The following is a 25,150-nucleotide window of genomic DNA, read 5'->3' as shown; positions in this document are numbered from 1 at the left end:
ACTCCTTTTCTATTTGAATCAAATTTAAGCATGATAAACAGTAAAATGGTGAAACTCCATAAGGATGAACCACCATAACTAATAAAAGGCAGCGGAATACCGATAACCGGAACAATACCGATGGTCATACCGATATTGATGAATAAGTGAAAAAAGAGAATGGACGCTACACCGTATGCATATATCCTGGCGAAGGCTGAACGCTGTCGTTCGGCTATATGAATAATGCGAAGCAGTAGGGTGAGATAGATAAGTAATAAGGTAACCGATCCAACAAATCCCCATTCTTCTCCAACGGTGCAAAAAATAAAGTCCGTGCTCTGCTCAGGTACAAAGTTGTATTTTGTTTGCGTTCCCTGAAGGTAACCCTTGCCTAGGAGCTGCCCTGATCCAATTGCAATCTTCGACTGATTCAAATTATATCCTTTTCCTTTAGGGTCTTCCATTTTACCCAGGATAATGTCAATACGGTCACGTTGATGAGGTTGTAGCACATGCTCATACACCAGGTCCACACAGAGAATAAATACAGCGCATGCAGCAAAAAGTATACTGAGATTGATAATGTATTTTCTTCTCTTGCGGTAGTTCCACATGACAAGGCCAATAAGCAATGCTAAAATCAAGATAAGTATCCAAGGATTGACCAATAAAGAAAGAACAAAAAGTAAAATGCAGAGCCCGCCAAATATAAGCAGTTCATTATTTACATAGCCTTCACGATAGAATACAAAAATCAACGAAAAGAACGCAAGGGCAGATCCCGTATCGGGCTGCAGCATAACTAAAAATACAGGAAATAAGACAATACCGGCTCCCATGGCCAGTGTCTGCATGGTCGGTGCTTTATTGCTCTGAGCGCTCAAAAAGTTAGCTAAGAGCAGACAGGTCGAAAGTTTGGCAAACTCAGAAGGTTGTAAGCGGAAAAAACCTAGGTCAATCCACGCTTGGTTTCCGCCGACATTTCGCCCTACCACGAGCACGATGACAAGCAATACAGCTGTTATACCATAAAATATCGGTGAGGCGGAACTGAAAAATTTCGCGTCTATGATGAGAATGGATACCCCTAGAATAATTGCGGAAACAAGATATAAAGACTGTTTTCCATAATTGGTTCCTAAGGTAAAGAAATTGGGCATTTCAGGATTAAACACCGCTGCACGGATATTGAATAAGCCGATTAAGCATAGCGCAAGCCAAAGCGTGATGGTTAGCCAGTCTATCTTTCCAAAAAAACTTGTTTTTTGATTATTCATATCTTCTCTTTATCTCGCTATGGTGAACAATTGTTTCCTTTGGTTTTGTTAAAGCTGCCAGCTGGCGTTTTGATTTTAACGTGTCAGTTTTCGATTTGACTGAGTCTGTCTTTTTTACATCTTTAGTCTTTGGATCCACAACTTTTTTGGGTGCAGGAAGAAAATTTGCTTTATAAATGCGGTCCTGAATATATTTTGGCGCAGTTATCGTGTCTTTGAGGTATTTCTCAACCATCATACTTGCGATAGGTCCTGCCCAGGTTCCACCGTAACCCGCGTTTTCAACAAAGACAGCAATAGCAATTTTAGGGTTTTCTCGTGGGGCAAAAGCAAAGAAAACGGCATGGTTTTCACCATGTGGGTTTTGCGCTGTACCTGTTTTTCCGCACATTTCGATGCCCGGGATACGATTGGCCCAAGCGGTACCTTCGGGTGTATTAACAGCATCACTCATCCCTTGGATAACAACAGGATAGTACCGCTCATCCACTCCGGCACTGACTTTTTCGGTAAATTCCTTCTTGGCAATTTTCTGTGCACCAATACCTTTAATCAAATGGGGCCTGTAATAAAAGCCTTTGTTGGCAACGATAGCCATAATGTTGGCCATTTGCAACGGTGTTATTCCCATTTCCCCTTGTCCGATCGATAAGGAGATATTGAAACTTGAACGCCATTTATCGTTACCGTATCTTTTGGTATAAAAATCTGATGTCGGCAGTAAACCCGGCTTTTCACCCGGTAGATCAATGCCTAGTTTATGGCCAATTCCAAACTGTGTCACGGCATTGCGCCATAGATCGTAGGCCTTAGGTCCCGAAAGCCCACGTCCGTCGATCATCTTAGCATAGGTAAAACCATAATAGGTATTACATGATACGGCTACAGAGCGCTGTAATGTGGTTGATCCATGATAGTGCGTACAGCCCATCCAGCCGCGTCCACCACCATAGCTGTATCCATGTGGGCAGAAAAATACGGTATTACGATCAATAACACCAGCCTGCTGCGCAGTCAATGCTGAAACAACTTTAAATACAGAGCCTGGAGGGTAGGAGGCTTGAATAGGGCGGTTAAAAAGTGGTTTGGTTTCGTCTTTCAATAATTTCATATAATTATTGCCGGACTGCCTGCCGACCATCATGTTGGGGTTGTAACTCGGGCTACTGACATAGGCCAAGATTTCACCCGTTGCAGGCTCAATGGCAACTATGGACCCCAATTTATTTTTCATGAGGTTCTCCCCAAGAATCTGAAGGTCTTTATCCAACGAGGAAACCAGTCCTTCCCCTGCAACAGCAAGTGTGTCGTATTTCCCTTCCATAAATACCCCTTTCGGACGGTTCAGCGCATCAACCATTAAGTTGTTGACACCGCGTTTTCCACGAATAAGGTCTTCATAAGAACGTTCTACTCCACTGCGACCAATGTAGTCACCACTACGATAAAACCCATTGGAGCGTTCAATATCTTTATCATTTACCTCACTTACATATCCTAAAAATTGAGCTGCTATGCTGTCGGGGTAACTTCGGATTGTTCTTTTTTGAACATAGAAACCACGAAATTGATATTGGTATTCCTGATATTGAGCCCATGTCCGTACAGACAGCTGTTTTTCAAAAATAGATGCACGGTAAGGCGAGTGCACTCTTGCCTTTTCCATCCGTTTGATAAAGCCTTCCTTGTCAATGTCTATCAATTTGCAAAACAAAGCGGTGTCGATTTCTTTCACCTCACGCGGAGTAACCATAAGATCATATACCGGTTCGTTCTGAACCAATACCTTTCCCTTTCGGTCCAAAATAACCCCTCTGGCGGGGTACACAATGACCTTGCGCATGACATTGCTGTTTGCGGAATGTATATAGGAATCGTCTATGATCTGTAAATAGAATAAGCGGGCCACCAAGGTCAATGTGATGGCAATAAAGATTCCTGAAACGACGTACTTACGCGCAAAAAAACTGTTCATAGAAATGAATTTCTATCCATCGATTTACTACAACCGATCTTTCTTTTTGTAGAATAATATGCTAAATAATAGCATGATAATTACTGTAAATATACAACTTAAAACGATACTCAATAAGGTGTATTGGATGTGCTGGAAGGAAAAAGATTCCAAGAGATACAAAAATGTATGATGAATCAATGTTCCGAAAAAGATGTAGGAAAAGAACCAGCGAATATTCATGAAGCCCAACATCGGGGTAAAGAAAGATTCGCGTTCTTCAACTTCAAGCGTAATTTTCATGAAGAAAATACGGAAGGCTGCCAGTGCAACACAGGCTGCGGTATTGACCCCAAGGGTATCATAAAACGAATCTACGGTAAGTCCCGTGAGAAATGCGATCAAATACACCAGGAAATTAGGTGTTCCTGTAGGAAGTAAAAAAATAAATAAGATATAAGGAAATGCAGCGACCAGATTGTAATAACCGATATTTTGAAATAGGAAAACTTGCATCCCTATCAAAACGATAAATCGAATAATATTAAATATTAAAATCCTAGCCATTGTCCTTTGTCGATTCTTCTAGTGTCTTTAATTCTTTATTTAACAGGTCTTTTACAACGTAGACATGTTGCAAGTTGGAGAAATTGGTACTCAACAATAGTCTAAGATCCAAAAAAGCGTCTCCTGAAGAGATCCCCGTCTGAATGACCGTTCCAACAAAAATTCCTTTTGGAAAATGTCCTGAATATCCTGAGGTGTACACTTTATCTCCTTTGTTGACTTTGATATGGTTTGGAATTTCCTTGACCATTGCCGCGCGGTAATCCATGCTATTGCCCCATACCAACGAGCCGAAAACCTCGGTGTGGCCTAATGTTACGGATATACGCGTATCGGGATGCAATAGGGATTGCACTGTCGAGAAGTTTTGGGAAACATTCAATACGATACCAACTACTCCGTTGGGAGCGATAACACCCATACCTCGCTCTATACCATCTTTGCTGCCTTTATCGAGTGTGATCGTATTTGCCTTTTGGTGAATGCTATTGTTGATGACATTTGCAATAATAAATTCGTAACGCCCAAACTCACTGCTATCGATTGCCGGGACAGGACCGATCTTGATGCTGTCTGTTGATCGATAGGCTTGTAAGTCCTTTCTCAGTTGTGCATTTTCCTTTGCAAGTGCATCGTTGGTCTCCCCGAGGTGCAGGTAGCTTTTCCAGGAATTGACCTTTGCATACAGGCCTCCGATGATACTATTTGAAGAATTTAAAACAGAATTACGTTGGAAAGAATTGTTGGTGATCACCAAAAATAACGAGAATCCAAAAAATAGGATAAACCAGAAGAATGCATTGTATCGTCTCAGGAATAACCAAAGGTTTCTCATTTTTTAATGTGGGTATTTAATAAGCAAGCGATATAATAGTTTTGCATATTATATCGCTCTTTAATAAAATATTGTTATTAATTATCGAACGTTATGATTGCATCAAGAATTTAAATCGTCCAATATTTTTAAGTGCAATACCAGTCCCTCTTACGACAGCACGTAACGGATCTTCGGCAATATGTACTGGAAGTTTAGTTTTCGCTTGTATACGGCGGTCCAAACCACGCAACAATGCACCACCACCGGTAAGATAAATACCTGTTTGATAAATATCCGCTGATAATTCTGGTGGGGTAATTTCAAGTGCTTTTAAGATGGCTTCCTCAATTTTTGATATGGACTTATCCAGACAATGCGCTATTTCGGTATAAGAAACAGTAATTTGCTTAGGAACACCTGTCATCAAATCACGGCCTTGAACAGCGAAATCCGCCGGTGGTTCCTGCAACTCTGGTAGAGCAGCACCGACTTCAATTTTGATTTTTTCAGCCGTACGTTCACCGATCATGATGTTATGTTGTCTTCTGATGTATTGAACGATGTCAGAATCGAAGTTATCACCAGCAACACGAATAGATTGGTCACATACAATACCCGATAAAGCGATGACAGCAATTTCAGTGGTACCACCACCGATATCGATAATCATATTACCCATTGGTTCTTCCACATCAATTCCGATGCCGACAGCAGCAGCCATGGGTTCATGAATTAAGTAGACTTCTTTCGCACCAGCAATTTCCGCTGAATCGCGTACAGCTCTTTTCTCTACTTCCGTAATACCGGAAGGAATACAAACCACCATACGTAGGGAAGGGAAAAACCAGCTCTTACCATTGTTTACCAATTTGACCATACCTCTGATCAAGTGTTCAGCTGCCGTAAAATCAGCGATTACTCCATCACGTAAAGGACGTACTGTCTTTATATTATCGTGTGTTTTACCTTCCATTTGCATGGCCTGGCGACCAATGGCGATCACTTTGTTTGTGGTGCGGTCAAATGCAACAATAGAAGGTTCATCCACTACTACTTTGTCATTATGAATTATTAGGGTATTTGCAGTACCCAAGTCAATCGCAACTTCTTGCGTAAACCAATTAAATAAGCCCATCTGCTAATCCTTAAGCTATTTTAAAATAATATGCAAACCTACACAAAAAAAATTAATCTTTTTGAGGTTATACATCAAAAAAAACTATATTCTGAAAGTAAATTCTATCTGGAAAAAACTGTCTTTAAATTTAACGAATATAATCTGTAATTCTTACGTCCCGGCTGAAGTTATTTTTAATCGGACGCCGTGTTAAATTAAGAAATAAGTGGGTGTTTTTTAAATCATGGAGCACAAGGAGCAAGAATCCAAAAGTGAAAAGGTGGTTTTGGAAAACTAGCTAAAGACTCAAATGCTATGAAGAGCTGATAAGCGAAGCCGTCACAACGTTTTAGAAGCCTATTCAGTAGGTTAATATGGCGAAGAGAAACAGCTTCAGAAGGTTAATAAAGATAAAAGAAACAGCGGCATTATCGTTTGGGATAATGCCGCTGTCGGGCTACTGAAATATGTTTATTTAGACTCCAATAGGAAGTTAGTGGGCAGTTTCTGCTTGTTTTTCCTCTGGAGTTGGCTCATCATATTTGTGGAAGATCAAACGCACACCACTGTTTTTGGTGAAAAATTTGATCGACCAGTTGACGAATGTGATCAATTTATTTCTGAATCCATAGATGGACATCAAGTGGACAAACATCCATGTCATCCAGCCAAAGAATCCATTGAAATGGATTTTTCCCATGTCGACGACAGCTTTGTTACGACCTACCGTAGCCATGGATCCTTTATCAAAATAGTTGAATTTCTCTGTTGGTTGATTGGACATGGTTTGGAGAATGTGTTTTGCAACATATGCTCCCTGCTGTTGCGCTACCGGTGCAACACCAGGTAAGCCACGAGGAAGATCATCTGTGATAAATGCCGAAACATCACCAATAGCATAGACCCCTGGCATATCAATAACACGGCATTGATCATCTGTCTGTATACGGTTACCACGTTGGATAATCTCCTTTTTGAAACCATTCGGATACTGCCCAGCTACACCTGCTCCCCAGATAACAGTTTTTGTTTCAATGCTTCTGCCATCGGCGAAAGTAATTGAATTGCCATCATATCCAGTTACCTGAACATTCAATAATACTTCTACACCCAAATCTTTGAGGTACATTTCTGAATCTTTAGAAGATTTTTCAGATAAGTTGGCCAATACTTTTGGAAGTCCTTCAACCAGGTAAACCGACATCTCAGATTTTTTCAATTCTGGATAATCTTTCTCAAGAACATTGTTTTTAATTTCTGCGATTGCTCCCGAAAGTTCTACACCTGTTGGACCACCCCCAACAATAACAAAGTTCAAATTAGCTTTACGATCAGCAGGGTTTTCTATTCGCACTGCTTCTTCGAGGTTCTGTAAAACATAGCTTCGAATATTTAATGCTTCTTGTATATTTTTCATCGGCAAAGCATATTTCGTGATTTGCTGATTTCCGAAGAAGTTCGTGGTAGCACCTGTCGCAACAATTAAATAATCGTAGTCAAAATCACCAACATCTGTTCTTACAATCTTAGCTTCATTGTCTACGCTTTTTACGTCAGCAAGTCTAAAATGAAAGTTGTCTTGACCTTTGAACATTTTGCGAACAGGGAAGGAGATGGAGTCCGCTGAAAGAGTACCCGTGGCAACTTGGTACATCAATGGTTGAAAAGTATGAAAGTTATTTCTGTCCAGCAACAGAACTTCAACTTCCTTATTTTTAAGCTTTTTAGCAACTTCAATTCCTCCAAATCCAGCACCAATAATGATTACTCTTGGGAATTTTCTATTTGAACTATTGCTTGGCATATTTTTAATAGTTTGTTGTAAAAATTCGGTACAATCGAATTAAGCTGCAAATATCTTAAATTTTGGCTCAAAAAGCTAAAAAATATTTATTTATTATGCTGATATGTTGTGAATTTTATTGTAAAGAGGCTAATTCTTTCAATAATATGTTTTGTAGTTGTTTGATTTTTAGCTCTTTATAGTGTACATTGTACCCTTTGAAAAAAAACGATGTATAGTATCATCATTGTGTATAAAATACACAATGATGATACTATTGTAGCGCACCTTTGATCTTGATTTTCATGCCGTTGTTGTTATTCTGTAGATACAGCTGACAGGCAAGTCGACTTTGATCATCGGCATCCGGAAGCGTGTCCAGCATGTCGAGTTCTTGATCACTCGCTTGGGGAAGTGTATGCAGTCCTTCGACAACTTCGACATGGCAGGTAGCGCACAGCGCCATACCACCGCAAGTGGCCAATATTTCATAGTCGGATGCCTTTAAAATCTCCATGAGTGAAAGATTGATATCGGTCGGAACTTCCAGGATATTTTCGGTCCCATCCCGATCTATAACAGTGACTTGAATTAAATTATCGTCCATGGCTAGAAAGTATTTATACCGTTTACTGTTGTGTATTTGAATGTCAATTTTTGATCTGGATACACAAATTTGAACGCACTTTGACACATTAGTGCAGCCTCATGGTACCCACAAAGAATGAGTTTCAGTTTACCTGGATAGGTGTTGATGTCTCCAATAGCATAGATTCGTTCGATATTGGTCGAGTAATCGAACGTATCGACCGCTATGGCATTTTTATCGATATTTAATCCCCAATCTGCAATTGGACCAAGCTTCGGTGTAAGACCATATAAAGGAATAAAATAGTCTGCATCTGTAGCAATGACTTCTTTTTCTTTATTTGTGGTTTCAACATGGGACAAGTAGCCATTGCCATGGATATTGGTCAGATTGTGAGACAATAATAGGTTGATCTTACCCTGCTTGGCCAATTTGAACACTTTCTCAGCCGAGTCTGGGGCACCCCTGAAGGAGTCACTTCGGTGGATTAAAGTGACCTGTTGCGCAATATCTGCAAGATGGAAAGTCCAGTCGAGCGCGGAGTCACCGCCACCGGCAATGACGATTTTTTTATCCCGGTATTTGGCGGGATCTTTTACCATATAATCGACGCCTTTTCCTTCAAAGAGATGAAGGTTTGGGATTTCTGGCTTGCGCGGTTCAAAGCAGCCTAATCCCCCGGCAATGACAATGACCTGTGTATGGACCATCGTATGATCATTGGTTTCTACGATAAAGGAACCATCGTCCTGTTTTGTGATATGTTCCACTCGCTCGCCTAAGGTGAATGTGGGGTCAAAGGGTTTAATCTGTTCGAGCTGTTTATCGATCAATTCCTGCGCAGTGATACTTGGATAACCGGGAATGTCGTAGATAGGTTTATGGGGGTAGATCTCCGAAAGCTGACCGCCCACTTGAGGTAGTACATCGATCAAATGGCAGCGCATTTTTAAAAGTCCAGCTTCAAAAACTGCGAATAGGCCAACAGGTCCTGCTCCGATGATACAGATATCCGTATTTATCATAGCTATTCTATATTTAAGTTGTTATATATTGTATTCAAAATTCTTGTAAAAGCTTCGAAATCTTCGTCTGCTAGATTTTCCCAGGCCTTCATGCGAATCTCTGTAACAAGCGGCGTTAGCGATGCTACTTTTAATTTTCCTTCTTCTGTCAAATGAAGGTAGAGACTTCGACGGTCAGTTTCGTCAGTAATCCGCTCGGCCAGGTTTTTTTTAAGAAGGATATCAACGATCCGTGTCAGTGTGGGCTGGTCTTTTCCGCAGCGCTTTGCCAATTCTTTTTGTGAAAGTTGATCTGTTTCGTATAAAGCCTTTAAGATGGTCCATTGGTCTACAGTAATATCAAATCCTTTCTCCGCAAAAGAAGATTGGGCGAACTGTTTTACTTTCTTGGCCGTTTGGTCCAAGATGAAAGAGTAGCGGTCAAATTTTTCGTTTAGCATACAAATATTTAGTGTAACAAATATATTTAAAATATTTAGTGTGACAAGTAATTTGAATGCAATAAAAAAAGGGCGTTCATTCGAACGCCCTTCTTTATTTTATTAACATTAGCTATTATGGTCTTACGACTTCAGCTTTTTTAGCTGTATTACCTTCTGCTAAATGCTTTCCTTTACGTAAGTCATATACCGAAGGTGCCGCTAAGATAATCGATGAATATGTACCTACGATAACACCGATTAAGATTGCGAATGAGAATCCACGGATAACTTCACCACCAAAGATAAACAATACAGCAAGCACAAACACGATTGTCAATGATGTGATGATTGTTCTACTTAAAGTAGAGTTTATCGCATGGTTTACCACATCGCCTAGATCTTCATTATGCGCATTTGGTTTCGATACGAATTCACGTAAACGGTCAAATACAACCACTGTATCATTCACCGAGTAGGCAATTACAGTTAATATCGCTGCCACAAAGTGTTGGTCAATATCCAATGAGAATGGTACGATACCATCCAAAATTGAGAATAATCCCAATAAAATAATCGCATCGTGAATTGTTGCAATAGCTGCTCCAACTGAATATTCCCATTTATGGAAACGGATCAGGATGTAAGCTGCAACAATGATGATAGAGAAAACTGCGGAACTGGTTGCTCTAGATTTGATGTCGGTAGCGATACTTGGTCCAACTTTTTGAGACGAAAGGATCTCATGTTTATTGGAAGCATCTACTTTTGATAAACCTTGGTTTAATTTGTCCAATACCTCTTTATCAGCAGTGTCCGAAGTTTCTTCGATATGGTAAGTTGTTGTTATACGCAGTTGGTTGGATGCACCAAAGACTTTTACTTCAGTTGTTTTCTGGAAGATATCATCCAAGTTTGTACGTACAGCTTCCAAGTCCACAGGTTTATCATAACGGACAGTATACGTACGGCCACCTTGGAAGTCTACACCTAAACTGAATCCTTTTGTGAAAATTGATGCCGCAGAAATTAACACGGCAACGATTGAAATCGCATAAAAGATTTTACGTTTCTGAACGAATTTAAAGTTTGCATTATGCAAGGTATTTGCAGACCAAGGGAAAGAGACTTTGATTTTGAAATCTTTCGCCAACATCCATTCGAAAATAACACGAGTAACAAGGATCGCAGTAAACAATGAAGTAATGATACCCACCATTAATGTTGTTGCGAAACCTAAGATTGGACCGCTACCAAATAAGAATAAGATAATACCGATCAAAAACGTTGTGATCTGCGAATCCAGGATGGAAGGTAAAGCGTGTTTGTAACCATCTGCAACAGCCTGACGGATCGATTTTCCTAATCCCAGTTCTTCACGGATACGTTCATAAATCAAGACGTTCGCATCGACCGCAGTACCCATCGTTAATACGATACCCGCGATACCCGGTAAGGTGAGTACAGCATTTAAGGATGCCAATACCCCCATAATGATAAATACGTTTAACAACACCGCGATGTTTGCCACGATACCTGCAGTATTGTAGTAAGCGATCATAAAGATCATTACTACGATAATACCGATAACAGCAGAGTTAACACCCGCATCGATGGCAGCCTGACCTAGAGTAGGTCCCACAATAGCTTCTTCAACGATTTTAGCAGTTGTCGGAAGACGACCTGCTTTCAATACGTTTGCTAAATCTTTGGTGTCTTCTACCGTAAAGGATCCAGAGATTGATGAACTACCATTTGGGATTTCACCGTTTACAGAAGGAGCAGAATAAACCACATTATCAAGAACGATCGCAATTGCATCTCTGTTTTGAGCCGCTTTTGCAGTAATTTTCTTCCATTCACGTGCACCTTCGCTGTTCATTTGCATACCAACCACAGGTTGATTTTTCTCATCAAAGTTTGCTGTTGCATCCGTAATGACATCTCCTGTCAATACAGCACCGTTGTCTTGTCCAGCCCCCTTAATTGCATATAATGATAGTTGCTCAGGTGTCTTTTGCTCAGGTTTTACAGCCCATAAAAGTTTTAAGTTTCCAGGTAGGATTGATTTTACCTCTGGACGTTGTAAATAAGCATTTACTTTTGCTGTATCTTTTAAAGAAGCAATACCAACCATTGAACCTGGCATAAGCGCCATTTGTTGGTTTTCGCCCATATAAACTGCTGGACGTAATACTTCAAATAATGGATTTTTCTGACCTAGATTTACAGCAGCACTGTCTTTCTTAGCATCTTTCTTACCACCGGTTAGATTAGACAATAAATCATCTGATTTTTTGCTTGTATCTGCAGCAGCATTTGTCGTAGCTGCTGGAGCAGCTTTTAACGTTGAAGCTAAAGTTTTGTCGATATTTTCTAATATTGGATAAACTTCCTGATTCGTATAGGTCTCATAGAATTCCAATTTAGCTGAACCTTGTAATAGGTTACGAACACGGCTTTCATCTTTTACACCAGGTAATTCGATTAAAATACGGTTTGTACCTTGTTGAATTTGAATGTTTGGAGATGCAACGCCAAATTTGTCGATACGCGTACGAAGTACTTTGTAAGAATTTTGGATGGCATTGTCTGCTTCTTTTTGAAGGAATGATTCAACTTTTGAGTCTGAATCACCCGGTTTAATTAAAGAAGCATTGTCTTTTGTTGAGAAGAATGTTGAAAGTGGCGTTGTCGCACCGATGGATTTGTATTCCTCCATAAATAAAGCAACGACTGTTTTTGCACTCGTTTTACTTTTTGCCACTGCCTGTTCCAACGCTTTGTTGAATTTCTCATCTTTTGGATTGTTCGCCAAATTGCGGATCAATTCGTCCAATGAGATCTCCATGGTTACGTTCATACCGCCTTTTAAATCCAATCCCAAAGCGAGTTCATTTGCTTTAGCTTCCCGATAGGTGTATTTTGCAAAACCTAAATTGTACACTACTTCACCTGCCATTGAGTCGAGATAGCTTTTCTCTTTTGCCAAGTCTCCTTTGGCAAAATTCTCAGCATCTCGCTCCACATTGCGGGTCACCCAAGTAAATGATAGGGAGTATAGACACGCTAATGACACCACTATCACTAAAAGTTTAATCAGCCCTTTACCTTGCATCGTCTGTTATAATTGTATTAATTTTAATGTTAAATACTGTTTATGTAATTGATAATTAGTTCTCGTTTAATCACATTTTACCAAGAATGGCAAAGGTATAAAATTTTTGTAGAATGAAAAGTTTTATTTATGCCAATTAGGTCAACGGCATAAAAATAGGAGAATTGAAGAAAAAAAGAAATATTAATTGATTTTATTTATAAAAAAAGGCCCTACTCAAGACGAGAAGGACCTTTTTACACTGTTTAGTTGCTTATATTATTTCAATGTGTATTTGATACCAAAAGAAAATGTTGATGCATCAAAATCACTATTGTGATTCAATCTCCAGTCTGGTTTCCAGTCTGCGTGGAAAGCAATCGGAGCAACTGGAATTTTGAATTCCAAACCTAGTTGAGGACGTAAAGCAACATTTGTAATATTATCTCCTACGTCGATAAATGTCAATTGTGCACCAACGCCGGCATACCATCCCAAACCATTCACGCCTTGGAAGGGTCTTGCATATTGGTAGTCTGCACCTACAGCAACCACGTGGTCGTCAAACATCACCTGTGCTTGTCCCATGTTGGCACCGCCAAAAGATTGCTTATATTGAACACCCCATAAGTCAGTTGTTGTACCATCGAATACAACACCTATCGCTGATCTGAATGGAGACTGAGCTTTCGCTTCCTGTGCGCCAAATGCTAATGCTGCGACGGCAGCTAATGAGAGTAATGTCTTTTTCATAATTATCTTATCTTTATATTTTCATTAATTAAAATAACTTTTCGTGTTACACAAAAGCAAATAGCTTGCCAAAAAATGATATTGCCAACATAGGGGCCGTCATGTAGTCTTAATTCATAACGTTTCTAATTTGTCTTCCGATTGTAATTTGTATCTTTTATTTTTTATTATTGCTTATTTTTCTTAAATTTGCCTGGCAAATAGAAAACCCAATACATATTTGCCATGCAATTAGATCCACAAAAATTCGTAGCAGAAGGTCTCACTTACGACGACGTCTTATTAATTCCAGCTTATTCTGAAATTTTACCCCGTGACGTTGATACGAGCACTTCGCTAACAAAAAAAATCAAATTAAATATTCCATTGGTTTCTGCAGCAATGGATACGGTAACCGGTGCTGATTTGGCGATTGCGATTGCACAAGCTGGCGGTATTGGTATGTTACATAAGAACATGACTATTGCAGAACAAGCTGCTGAAGTACGTAAAGTAAAACGCTCTGAGAGCGGTATGATTCAGGATCCAGTTACGTTATTGGCAACAGCAACGGTGGGTGATGCCTTCAATATTATGAAGGAGCACAAGATTGGTGGAATCCCTGTTGTGAACGAAAAAGGTCAATTGGTCGGTATTGTGACGAATCGTGATCTTCGTTTCCAAAAAGATATGAGCCGTCCCATCAATGAATTGATGACCAAGGAAAATCTTGTGGTTGCTCCCGAAGGAACGGATTTAGTGAAAGCGGAAGAAATTCTTCAAAACGAAAAAATCGAAAAACTTCCAGTAGTCAATGAAGAAGGTATTTTGAAAGGCTTGATTACCTTTAAAGATATACAAAAATATAAGCATTACCCAAATGCTGCCAAAGATAGCCATGGTCGTTTATTGGTTGGTGCGGCAGTAGGCGTTACACCAGATACCCTTGACCGCGTGGAGGCTTTGGTGAAAGCAGGTGTGGATGTGGTTACAATCGATACAGCACATGGGCATTCTAAAGGTGTAATCGATAAGTTGAAATTGGTGAAATCGCAGTTCCCTGACCTACAGGTAATCGTTGGAAATATTGCAACAGGTGCAGCAGCAACAGCTTTGGCTGAAGCAGGTGCAGATGCTGTAAAAGTAGGTATCGGACCGGGCTCTATCTGTACAACCCGTATTATCGCTGGTGTCGGTGTTCCGCAGCTTTATGCCGTATATGAAGTTGCCAAAGCCCTTAAAGGAACTGGCGTGCCATTGATCGCAGACGGAGGTATCAAACAGACTGGTGATATTGCGAAAGCAATCGCAGCCGGAGCAAGCACAATTATGGCTGGTTCTCTATTCGCAGGCGTGGAAGAAGCTCCTGGAGAGACAATTATCTATGAAGGACGTAAGTTTAAATCTTACCGCGGCATGGGCTCAATCGAAGCCATGGAAAAAGGATCGAAAGATCGTTATTTCCAAGACGTAGAAGATGATATCAAAAAATTGGTTCCCGAAGGTATTGTGGGACGTGTTCCCTATAAAGGTACATTGGCTGAGGTTGTTTATCAATACATTGGTGGATTACGCGCTTCTATGGGCTACTGTGGTGCTGCAACAATTGAAAAATTACAGGAAGCACAATTTGTCCGTATTACAGGAGCAGGGCTGAGAGAGTCCCATCCACATAATATTTCCATTACGAAGGAAGCACCAAATTATAACAGCAGAGGCTAGATGTTGCTTGGATGATATAAAAACCGATAATCTTGATTATCGGTTTTTTTTGTGTAAAAATATTAGCAAAATAGCCTGAGTGATCAACAGGAAATTTGTACTTTTATACCCTATTCTCAGGTTTTAAAATTTAAGGAGTTAATTTGGATTATTTAGCGGGTTTAAACCCTTCACAACGAGGAGCCGTAGAGCAAACAGAAGGTCCTGTGATGATTGTTGCGGGAGCTGGTTCAGGAAAAACACGGGTCATTACCTATCGTGTCGCACACTTGATTCGAAAAGGTGTTGATCCATTCAATATCTTGGTATTAACATTTACCAACAAAGCGGCCAAAGAGATGCGCGCGCGTATCGTTTCTGTTGTTGGGAGCGAAGCGAAAAATATTTGGATGGGAACATTCCACTCGGTGTTTGCAAAAATACTCCGTGTAGAAGCTGAATTGATCGGTTATCCCAGAAACTTTACCATCTACGATACGGATGATACCAAAAGTTTGTTGCGTGCCATTTTAAAGGAAATGAATCTCGATGATAAGCTGTATAATGTCAATCATGTGTACGGACGTATCTCACAGGCAAAAAATAACCTGATCTCACCGCAGGAATATAATAAGAATGAAGCCATATTGGCCGAGGATATTTCCAATGGTCGTGGTCAACTGGGACAGATTTATATGACCTATGCACAGCGCTGTTACCGTGCTGGGGCAATGGATTTTGATGATCTGTTGTTTAAAACGAATGTATTGTTAAATAAACATCCAGAGGTACTGCATAAATACCAGCATCAATTTCGTTACTTGATGGTCGATGAGTACCAGGATACCAACTTCTCGCAATACCTTATTGTCAAACGCCTGGCAGCAGTCAACGAAAATATCTGTGTGGTTGGGGATGATGCACAATCAATCTATGCATTTCGTGGCGCAAATATTCAGAATATCCTGAATTTCCAAAAAGATTATCCGGATGTGAAGATCTTTAAACTGGAGCAGAATTATCGATCTACGAAGATGATCGTGAATGCGGCCAATTCGGTGATTGCCAATAATCAGAATCAATTGGAGAAAAATGTTTTCTCGGATAATGAAGAAGGCGAAAAGATCAAGGTTTCACGTGCTTTCTCTGACAATGAGGAAGGTAAGATCGTCGCCGACCAGATCATTGAAGAGAAATCGTTAAAAGGGCTTAATTATAAGGATTTTGCTATTCTGTATCGTACCAATGCCCAATCCAGGGCTATGGAGGAGGCCTTACGCAAAATCAATATCCCTTATAAAATCTATGGTGGTACGTCTTTTTATCAACGGAAAGAAATTAAAGATCTGATCGCGTATTTCAGACTTACCTTCAACCCGAATGATGAGGAAGCACTCAAGCGTGTGATCAATTACCCGCGTAGAGGGATAGGGGATACGACGATGGAAAAGATCATGATCGCTGCAGATCAGAATCAGTATCGTATATGGGATGTTGTTGCAAATGCAGCCCAGTTTCTAGATGGGCGTAGCGCAACGTCTGTCGGTGGTTTTGCACAGATGATTCAGAGTTTTCAGGCCCTGGCCAAAAACAATAACGCATTTGATACCGCAATGCATATTGCGCAGCACTGCGGTATTCTGAAAGAATTGTACGAAGACAAATCGGTAGAGGGGTTGGCACGTTACGAAAATATCCAGGAACTCCTCAATGGTATCAAGGAATTTTCGGAACGGGAAGATATCGAAGAACGTGGACTTGATGTCTATATGCAGGATATTGCCCTGTTGACAAACGACGATAATGATAAAGATCCAAATGCGGATACTGTATCATTGATGACCATCCACTCTTCCAAAGGCTTGGAATTTCCGATTGTTTTTATTGTAGGCTTAGAAGAAAACCTATTTCCTTCCCAGTTGTCGTTGAATTCCAGGTCGGAACTGGAAGAGGAACGAAGACTTTTTTATGTTGCCGTTACGAGAGCTGAAAAAAAATTACTACTTTCGTATGCTACTTCGCGATATCGTTGGGGAACGCTGAATAACTGCGAACCCAGTCGCTTCTTGGATGAATTGAATCCGGCATGTCTTGCATTGGATTTTAAACCACGACAAACTTCTGCCTCAGCCGGAAGTTTTCAAGGCGAACGAATTGCATGGCAGCAAAAGGACAGTGATGATACGTTTTCTAAACCTAAGCCTAAGCCCATGGTTAAAACGACATCGATACTGCCGAAAGCCCACAAACCTACTGCGGGTTTTGCTCCTTCAGATACATCAAATCTTCAGGTCGGCATGGAAGTTGAACATGAACGCTTTGGATTTGGCAAAGTTGTGAATCTCGAAGGAAACAAAGGAGATATAAAAGCAACTATTTTCTTTAAGGAATTGGGACAGAAACAATTGTTGCTTAAATTTGCAAAACTTAGAATAATTCAATAATAAAATACCAAAACGATATCTTAATCGTTTAATTAGGTACTTATATTAGCTATATGAACTTTGACTACAACAGCACTAGACCAAAATTGATCCTTGCAGAATATGGTCGCAATGTGCAAAATATGGTAGATTACATCTGTACTTTACCCACAAAGGAAGAAAGAAATAAACATGCGCAGATTGTAATCGATATGATGGGGGTATTGAACCCACATTTGAGAGACGTGTCTGATTTTAAACATAAACTGTGGGATCACCTACAGATTATCTCTGATTTTAAATTGGATATCGACTCGCCTTATCCAATTGCCACAGCGAAAAGTGTGAAACACGAAGTTGAGCATTTAGGCTATCCGCAGCATTCCATTAGATTCAAGCACTATGGTTTTACCGTAGAGAAAATGATTGAAAAGGCGTTATTGGCCAATGACGAAGCCAAAAGAGAGCAGATGGTCATCGGTATCGCTAATTTTATGAAAATGGCTTACCTGACCTGGAATAAGGATTCTGTTTCAGACGAGTTGATCATCCAGGATCTCAAAGAGTTGTCAGGTTATCAATTGACCTTACCAGAAGGTACCGTATTGACCAAACTTGACTTTAAAACTCCGCCTCCGGGAAATCGCGTTAAAGGTCCGGCTAACAGTAACTCAGGCGGAAATAATAACAATAACAATAATAATAATTCCGGTCACCAGTCGAAAGGTGGAGGCAAGCCTCGTATGACAAGTAACAACAACAATAATACGAAGCGCAATAACTACGGAAGCAATAACAACAGCTATAGTCGAGACAACAATAACAACAGCTACGGTAGGGACAACAATAACAACAATAACAGAAACAGAAAGCCGCAGGGTAATTATAATAATAAACGAGGCTAGTTCTTAAAGATTTTGTTTAAAGAAGCAGGCAATTGCGAAGTGATTAACAGATTTCTTTACAATTGCCTTCTTTTTTTAAGAATCGCGCTGTTTTATAAAAAAACAAGGTTCTTTGGTCTCCGATCCCGGTATGTTGGGCGGAAGGCTAAATATCCCGAGACAAATACAAGAACAGGGGTATGACACTAAGAAGATATCACTTATATATAAATGAACGCATTTGAAATAATCGGTGGAAAACCGTTAAAGGGAGAGATTATTCCTCAAGGAGCAAAAAATGAGGCCTTACAGATCCTTTCTGCAGTTTTACTGACAGAAGAACCTATGACCATCAGTAATATCCCAGATATTAAGGATGTCAATAAGTTGATCGATCTATTGGCTGCTTTAGGTGTTAAAATTGATCGCATAGATAAGGACACATACGTTTTTGAAGCTAAAGATATAAATATAGACTATTTCCAGTCACCCGAATTTAAAGAAAAAGGCGGTGGGTTGCGTGGCTCTATCATGATTGTCGGTCCTTTGTTGGCTCGATTCGGAAAAGCCGCTATTCCGAAACCGGGGGGTGATAAAATCGGACGTAGACGATTAGATACCCACTTTTTGGGTTTTGAAAAATTGGGTGCTAAGTTTGTGTACGATGCGACTACCCATTTTTTTAACGTTGATGCAACGGAGTTAAAAGGAAGTTATATCCTTTTGGACGAAGCTTCTGTAACGGGTACGGCAAATATCGTGATGGCTGCTGTATTGGCAAAAGGGACAACAACGATATACAACGCTGCTTGTGAGCCTTATTTACAACAACTATGTAAGATGTTGAATCGCATGGGGGCTAAAATATCCGGTATTGGATCTAATTTGTTGACCATCGAAGGCGTAGAGCGTCTGGGGGGAACTTCACACCGCATGTTGCCTGATATGATTGAAATAGGTTCTTTCATCGGCCTTGCAGCAATGACAGGTTCAGAAATCACCATTAAAGATGTCTGTTTTGAAGAACTGGGTGTTATTCCATCTGTATTTTCGCGCTTAGGCATCAAGTTTGAATTACGCGGTGATGATATTTTTATTCCAGCGCAAGAATCGTATGAAATCGATACATTTATCGATGGATCTATCCTGACGATTTCAGATGCACCTTGGCCAGGTTTTACGCCCGATTTATTAAGTATCGTACTTGTTGTGGCGACTCAGGCAAAAGGAAACGTATTGATCCACCAAAAAATGTTCGAGAGCCGTTTGTTCTTCGTGGACAAATTGATCGATATGGGGGCTCAGATTATCTTGTGCGATCCGCACCGCGCAACCGTTATTGGACTGAATAAATCACATCATCTGAGAGGTATTGAGATGACTTCGCCAGATATTCGTGCCGGGGTTTCTTTATTGATTGCAGCCCTATCTGCTAAAGGAAAATCTGTGATCCACAATATCGAACAGATTGAACGTGGCTATCAAGATATCGAAGAACGCTTGCGTAAATTAGGAGCAGATATTAAACGTATCGATGCCGAACCAAAAGGTCATTAATTAAAGCGAATAGCCTATGTGCTAGTGTAAGATAAAAGAAGCTCCGGATATAAATTCTGGGGCTTTTTTTGTGATATCTGCGTCAAATAAGGTAAATTTGTCTATACTACATTTAAACAGCTATAGATATGAAAAAATATCTAAAAAAGTACGCCTTAGTTTTCCCATTATTAGGCATAGTGCTTCTTTTTCACAATTGTCAATCCTCTACACCTAAAGAGGTTAAGCTACATGAAGAATCAAATACAACAACGGATATCCGCTCTTCTAAACGGATCAATGCTGCGGTAATCGTACAAAAAGTTACTTTTCCTAATATGCCTTTTGCTGAACTGATCAAGTTGATGAATCTGACCAATGATAGTTCACCTGCTGCATTGTGGAAAGCGATATCCGCACTACCTCAGGCGGAACAGATAAAGAAAGATAGCTTTGATATTGAAAATCCCCTGCAGCGCATGGAGCTGATGCTTGTTCCTTTACGCAAGATGGAAATTAAATTTGATCAACAGCAAGCAAAATCGAATGCTGAAGGCCTGACTTACCGCCTGGAAAATTATGTGAATTATAACAAAGGCTTAGGCGAGGTTTTTCTAGCAAATAGCGAAAATGAGGCTATCCATGTAGGGCTGAACTATCCTGAAGGGAGACTTAATGGATTGGCGAAAGTGCAGATACGCATAAATCCCAAAGAGTATATGATCGATAAGACCGGAAAAACAAAAGTAATTGCCGGAATTACCTGTCAGCAGGCTATTTACAATAAAATTGATGCAAGCGATAAGACGCTCCCTAAATTTGTTGTCTGGAAAAGTCCACGTATTCCGAAAGGAATCAATGTGTTGCATCCTTATGTGTTTGACGAAAACGAAGGCATACTTGAAATTGATGCCTATCTCAATGCGGATGAAAATTCCCTTTTGCGCTTTACGACCACTGCCGTTGTCGAAAAGAAATTTGAACCCAAAGAATTTGAGGTAACAAAAGCACATGTTAAGCTTGATGGGGCCAAGGATCAAAAGAACATCGAAAAAAATGTACTTTATGTAGTGTTTCATTAGGAAACAACACATCAAGGAAACATCATTGAAAAGAAAACACCATAAAAAAGGAGTTGATCATTTGATCAACTCCTTTTTTATTTGGGCTATATGTAAAAGTTTACATTAAAGGAGCTGGTGCTTCTTCTTCAAATAAAGGGAATTCCTTGATAATGTTGTACCATGTGATTACCTTTTTAATATCCGAAGAATAAACACGTGATTCATCATGGCCAGGAGCTACTTCACGGAAGAAATTTCTTAAAGTAGCGCCATCAGATTTTGTATCTGGTAGAGCGATGCCTTTCTCTTTGATTGTTTCAAAAATATTCAATAGACGAATTTCTTCTTCTTCACCATAGATTGTGATATCTTCCAAAGTCGCCATTTTTGTAGAAGATAAACTTACTACAGTTTTAATTTTTGCTTGATCAAGGGTTTCTAGAATAAAACCACCTTTATTTTGTCCAACCAATTTGAACAATCCTGGTTTACCAGTTACGGATACTAATGCTCTTAAATTCATTTTAATATTATTTAAATCTCCAAGAATTAATCTTCGATAACTTCAATTGATAAAATACGGTCACCTTGTCTGATATCGTCAACGATGTCTACGTTTTCGATTACTTTTCCAAAACAAGTATGGTTACGATCTAAGTGCGCAGTGTTGTTACGGCTATGACAGATGAAAAATTGCGAACCACCTGTATTACGACCTGCATGAGCCATAGACAATACACCTCTATCGTGGTATTGGTTTTCGCCTGTTAGTTCACAGTCAATTTTATAACCAGGTCCACCTGTTCCAGGGATTCCAGCAGCACCTTCACGTGAATTTGGACATCCACCTTGGATAACGAAATCAGGGATCACACGGTGAAACGCTAATCCATCATAATATCCTGATTTAGCAAGTTTGATAAAATTGGCTACTGTATTTGGAGCATCAGCTGTGTAGAACTCCACAGTCATGTCGCCTTTTTCTGTTTTAATAATCGCTTTACTCATATTCAAAAATTTTTATGAAATACAAAGATAACGTTTCAGAGTGAAATGTGAAGTAAATCGCGATTGCCAATTTTTTTTAATTGATAGATTGTGTATTTCTCAGGATATTAATTAGCTATTTTTTGTATATTTATGTACGCTAGCCAATTATAATTAACTTTAGATGTCAAATCCGTACAAACTAGTCATTCGGGAGTGGGCAGAGGCCGACCGCCCGAGAGAGAAGCTATTGAGCCAGGGGCGTAGGGCGCTTACAGATGCCGAATTATTGGCTATCCTGATCGGCTCTGGTTCCAAAAATGAAAGTGCTGTCGAATTATGTCGACGCATATTGGCTGATGTCAAAAATAACCTGCACACCCTTTCGATGATGGAGGTCTCGGAACTGAGCCTATATAAAGGGATAGGTGAAGCAAAAGCCATCGCCATTATTGCGGCATTGGAGCTCGCCCGCCGCAAAAACGACCTGCCTGCAGAAGAACGAAAGCTGGTAAATAGCAGCCGCTTCGTTTACAACTTGATGAAACCCATCCTGCAGGATCTGCCTCATGAAGAGTTTTGGACTCTGTATTTGAATACGGGGTATAAAATATTGGACAAACAGCTCATCGGCCGTGGTGGTAATGATTTTACGCCGGTCGATGTCCGGATAATTTTACGCTCCGCACTCAGCCTTAAAGCACATGCCATTATTTTAGTTCATAACCACCCATCGGGCACCTTGTATCCCAGCAATGCTGACAAAATTCTGACGCAAAAAATTGTTGAAGCCTCTAAAATTATGGATATTAGAGTTGCCGATCATTTAATCTTTACCGATAACGGCTATTATAGTTTTAAAGACGAAGGTATAATCGACTAGTTACAGTAATTCTTAGTATGAACAAAAACAGTATTGATAGATTCACAGACCGGGTTGTCGATTACGAGAAATTTAGACCTTGTTATCCAAAAGAGATTATTCAAGTACTTAAAGAACAGATAGGGCTGGATAAAAAATGGTTGGTTGCCGATATTGGTAGTGGCACTGGGCTATCTACGCAACTTTTTCTCGAAAATGGAAATGACGTTTTTGCTGTTGAACCCAATCGGAAAATGCGTGAATCTTTATTGCATCATTTTAAAACCTATCGGAATTTAATCGCGCTGAATGCCACCGGCGAAAGTACATCCATTGAGTCTGGCTGTGTCGATCTTATTTTTGCGGGTCAATCGTTTCATTGGTTTGATCGGGATGCATGTAAAAGGGAGTTCGCCCGCATCCTCACCGAAAATGGACATATTGTGTTGGTTTGGAACCAGCGTGATCCGGACGACGCTTTTCAACAGGAATACGAAGATTTTCTGCTCAGCCATATACCAAGCTATCAATCTGTCAGTCACAAAAATATCAGTGACGATGATCTCAAACAATTTTTTTCACCACGTCCAATGATCAAAATAACCTTGCCAAACCAACAGATATTGGATCTTCGGTCGTTCTTGGGAAGAGTACGTTCATCATCCTATTTTCCAAAAGAGCAGGCTGAAAACAAAACGCTCTATGACGATCTCCGTACACTTTTCGATAAGTACGCAATCGCTGAGCGTATCGTATTCAAGTATATTACTGAAATTTATAACAGTTAACTAAGAAATAGGAATTTGCAAAGCTTCTTTCGTTGCATTTTTTCTCTTCCAGTCGAAAACTCTTCGTATAGGCGAAGAATGAAAAGGGAAGATTAAGATGAATAACGTTAGGATTACCCCGATAATAAATAGCCCGGAGTAGGCGTCGCGTATGGATAGTAGCGAGGCTTGGACTTGGACCGATTTCATTATATTTCCTCTTTGTAGCACCAAGCTATTTGTTCGATCGATTATACCAGCAAGATTATTGGCATTAAGGATCTGTAGGTGGTAATACCAATTGGCAATGATGTTTGACCAGACTACAGGCACCAAAAATGAACGTGTAAGAATCAAAAATACTAAGCCAGAGAGGTAATATTTACTGGGAATATTGCCGGCCATATATACGCCTATTCCAATGTAGGAAGTGATCACGCCCATTCCTCTTAATGTCAAAGGGAGATAGAACAAAGCCGAGTTTGTATGTTGGTCAATAATCCTTGCAAAGAAAAAGCAAGATAGGGCATAACACGCTGCGGAGAATGCCAAAATGAACTTGCATTTCTTTGTTATTTTGAAATAAATATAAGCGATTACTGCGCCGATCATATAACCAGGAATTACATAGGTATTTATTTCGGCGACTTCCAAGGGGTTTGTACCAAGCGTAATTCCCAAAAGGGAGGAGTACAGCGAGGTCGAGCTATAAAAAATGCCGAAAATAAAAATTGTTCCAATGGAGATAGGCAGAATCCGTGTTGAAAAGGCTTCAAAATTTAAGAGTGATTTTCGGATTAGTACACTTCTATTTATAAAAAGTATAAAAAAACAGAGCGATGCGATTCCGGTGACCAAAATAAACCTGGAATGAAACCAATTTTGTGTCAGACCATATGTGCTGAAATAGGCAAAATTCAATAATGAAATACAAAGTAAAATACTTCCAAACCAGTCATATTGATACAGCGGTACCTTTTTAAAATCTGACGATTTCATAAAGATGATGCAGATTAACAACGCTACTGCAAGTAGTATATTTTGAAATAAAAAGACAGTTTCCCAATAGAAACGTGTTGCAAATAGAACAGATACATAACTTGCCAAGGCAGGAATGATCATTGTCATGGGGTAGTAGACTGCATATAATTGATACCGTTCTCCACGTGGCATGAGAAAAGGGATCATTTCCCCAATGATAGCCATCGTGACAATAATCTTGGCACTCCCGATAAAAAATGTGGCCATACAGATGTTAACACCATTATTAGCATGTTCCAAAACCGCATTGGAAGCGAGGATAATGAAGATAGATACAATTAATATCGTCTTTTTGGAAAATAATTTCAACAACCTAAATACCAGTGGTATGGCACATACCATTCCTGCATAATAACAATATGTAGCCATACTCAGATCTGCAGTGATACCGGCGTATCCATTCATGACATACGTGTTAATGGATGTTGGGATTCCATTATTGAACGAAAATAAAATATTGAGTACAAACAGAAAGAACAATTCCCAACCTGAACTCAACCAATCTCTGAATATACGATCTTTCATG

Annotated in this window: 21 protein-coding genes; 7 read left to right on the top strand and 14 right to left on the bottom strand. The window is 39.8% G+C overall.

The genetic code is table 11. The annotated features are described in order from the left end of the window. The 11 genes from rodA to B3E92_RS18705 form a co-directional block, all read right to left on the bottom strand. Positions 1-1,259 (bottom strand): rod shape-determining protein RodA (rodA, locus tag B3E92_RS18755; RefSeq protein ID WP_286727166.1); only part of this gene is annotated, 1,259 nt, incomplete at its 3' end. Further along, a complete protein-coding gene (gene mrdA / locus B3E92_RS18750) occupies positions 1,252-3,234 on the bottom strand; it encodes a penicillin-binding protein 2 (RefSeq protein WP_046671818.1) in 1,983 nt (660 codons plus the stop codon). The genes mrdA and rodA, both read right to left, overlap by 8 nt. A 27-nt stretch (positions 3,235-3,261) precedes the next feature. Beyond that, positions 3,262-3,780, bottom strand: coding sequence for a hypothetical protein (locus B3E92_RS18745; protein WP_046671817.1), 519 nt, complete (start codon positions 3,778-3,780; stop codon positions 3,262-3,264). Beyond that, positions 3,773-4,615 (bottom strand): rod shape-determining protein MreC, encoded by an 843-nt coding sequence (gene mreC, locus B3E92_RS18740; protein WP_070566004.1) that lies wholly within the window; start codon positions 4,613-4,615, stop codon positions 3,773-3,775. The genes B3E92_RS18745 and mreC overlap by 8 nt, the downstream gene beginning before the upstream one ends. A gap of 91 nt (positions 4,616-4,706) precedes the next feature. Continuing rightward, positions 4,707-5,732: a rod shape-determining protein gene (locus tag B3E92_RS18735; RefSeq protein ID WP_046671815.1), complete on the bottom strand. Its 1,026-nt coding sequence runs from the start codon at positions 5,730-5,732 to the stop codon at positions 4,707-4,709. A gap of 475 nt (positions 5,733-6,207) precedes the next feature. Continuing rightward, positions 6,208-7,518, bottom strand: coding sequence for an NAD(P)/FAD-dependent oxidoreductase (locus B3E92_RS18730; RefSeq protein ID WP_286834790.1), 1,311 nt, complete (start codon positions 7,516-7,518; stop codon positions 6,208-6,210). Between the two features lie 253 nt (positions 7,519-7,771). Next, entirely contained in the window at positions 7,772-8,104 is a 333-nt protein-coding gene (locus tag B3E92_RS18725; protein WP_112375625.1) for a 2Fe-2S iron-sulfur cluster-binding protein, read from the bottom strand. A 2-nt stretch (positions 8,105-8,106) separates the two neighbouring features. Beyond that, on the bottom strand, positions 8,107-9,111 hold the full coding sequence (locus tag B3E92_RS18720; protein ID WP_286834791.1) for an NAD(P)/FAD-dependent oxidoreductase: 1,005 nt from the start codon (positions 9,109-9,111) through the stop codon (positions 8,107-8,109). 2 nt (positions 9,112-9,113) lie between these two features. Further along, complete coding sequence (locus B3E92_RS18715; RefSeq protein WP_046671811.1) at positions 9,114-9,551, bottom strand: MarR family winged helix-turn-helix transcriptional regulator; 438 nt, start codon at positions 9,549-9,551, stop codon at positions 9,114-9,116. 115 nt (positions 9,552-9,666) lie between these two features. After that, positions 9,667-12,648 carry a protein translocase subunit SecDF gene (secDF, locus tag B3E92_RS18710; protein ID WP_070565994.1) on the bottom strand — a complete coding sequence of 994 codons (2,982 nt, stop codon included), beginning with the start codon at positions 12,646-12,648 and terminating at the stop codon, positions 9,667-9,669. Positions 12,649-12,906: 258 nt separating this feature from the next. Further along, positions 12,907-13,380, bottom strand: a complete 474-nt coding sequence (locus B3E92_RS18705) for a hypothetical protein (protein WP_070565992.1) — start codon at positions 13,378-13,380, stop codon at positions 12,907-12,909. A 225-nt stretch (positions 13,381-13,605) separates the two neighbouring features. On the opposite strand from B3E92_RS18705, the gene guaB reads away from it, so the two are divergent. The 5 genes from guaB (at position 13,606) to B3E92_RS18680 (ending at position 20,985) form a co-directional block, all read left to right on the top strand. Next, entirely contained in the window at positions 13,606-15,081 is a 1,476-nt protein-coding gene (guaB, locus tag B3E92_RS18700; protein WP_115046845.1) for an IMP dehydrogenase, read from the top strand. 143 nt (positions 15,082-15,224) lie between these two features. Further along, complete coding sequence (locus tag B3E92_RS18695) at positions 15,225-17,504, top strand: ATP-dependent helicase (RefSeq protein WP_201638693.1); 2,280 nt, start codon at positions 15,225-15,227, stop codon at positions 17,502-17,504. A 53-nt stretch (positions 17,505-17,557) separates the two neighbouring features. Beyond that, positions 17,558-18,388, top strand: coding sequence for a DUF4290 domain-containing protein (locus B3E92_RS18690; protein ID WP_070565986.1), 831 nt, complete (start codon positions 17,558-17,560; stop codon positions 18,386-18,388). Positions 18,389-18,598: 210 nt separating this feature from the next. Further along, positions 18,599-19,924, top strand: a complete 1,326-nt coding sequence (gene murA, locus B3E92_RS18685) for a UDP-N-acetylglucosamine 1-carboxyvinyltransferase (RefSeq protein WP_070565984.1) — start codon at positions 18,599-18,601, stop codon at positions 19,922-19,924. A 128-nt stretch (positions 19,925-20,052) separates the two neighbouring features. Continuing rightward, a complete protein-coding gene (locus tag B3E92_RS18680) occupies positions 20,053-20,985 on the top strand; it encodes a hypothetical protein (protein WP_070565983.1) in 933 nt (310 codons plus the stop codon). Between the two features lie 100 nt (positions 20,986-21,085). On the opposite strand, the gene B3E92_RS18675 is transcribed toward B3E92_RS18680, so the two are convergent. Together B3E92_RS18675 and B3E92_RS18670 are read right to left on the bottom strand one after the other, a co-directional pair. Beyond that, positions 21,086-21,490 (bottom strand): DUF5606 domain-containing protein, encoded by a 405-nt coding sequence (locus B3E92_RS18675; RefSeq protein WP_070565981.1) that lies wholly within the window; start codon positions 21,488-21,490, stop codon positions 21,086-21,088. 26 nt (positions 21,491-21,516) lie between these two features. Next, entirely contained in the window at positions 21,517-21,975 is a 459-nt protein-coding gene (locus tag B3E92_RS18670; RefSeq protein WP_046671802.1) for a peptidylprolyl isomerase, read from the bottom strand. Positions 21,976-22,138: 163 nt separating this feature from the next. On the opposite strand from B3E92_RS18670, the gene radC reads away from it, so the two are divergent. Both radC and B3E92_RS18660 read left to right on the top strand, forming a co-directional pair. Then, entirely contained in the window at positions 22,139-22,837 is a 699-nt protein-coding gene (radC, locus tag B3E92_RS18665; RefSeq protein ID WP_070565979.1) for a RadC family protein, read from the top strand. Between the two features lie 17 nt (positions 22,838-22,854). Continuing rightward, positions 22,855-23,604, top strand: coding sequence for a class I SAM-dependent methyltransferase (locus B3E92_RS18660; protein ID WP_115046855.1), 750 nt, complete (start codon positions 22,855-22,857; stop codon positions 23,602-23,604). Here B3E92_RS18660 and B3E92_RS18655 read toward each other — a convergent pair whose 3' ends face one another. Further along, positions 23,605-25,149 carry an MFS transporter gene (locus B3E92_RS18655; RefSeq protein WP_286778457.1) on the bottom strand — a complete coding sequence of 515 codons (1,545 nt, stop codon included), beginning with the start codon at positions 25,147-25,149 and terminating at the stop codon, positions 23,605-23,607. Between the last annotated feature and the right edge of the window lies 1 nt (position 25,150).

Source organism: Sphingobacterium sp. UBA6317 (assembly GCF_002440385.1).
Taxonomy (GTDB): Bacteria; Bacteroidota; Bacteroidia; order Sphingobacteriales; family Sphingobacteriaceae; genus Sphingobacterium; species Sphingobacterium multivorum.
The sequence above is the reverse complement of the archived record's forward strand: the minus strand, read 5'-3'. Positions and strand labels throughout refer to the sequence as shown.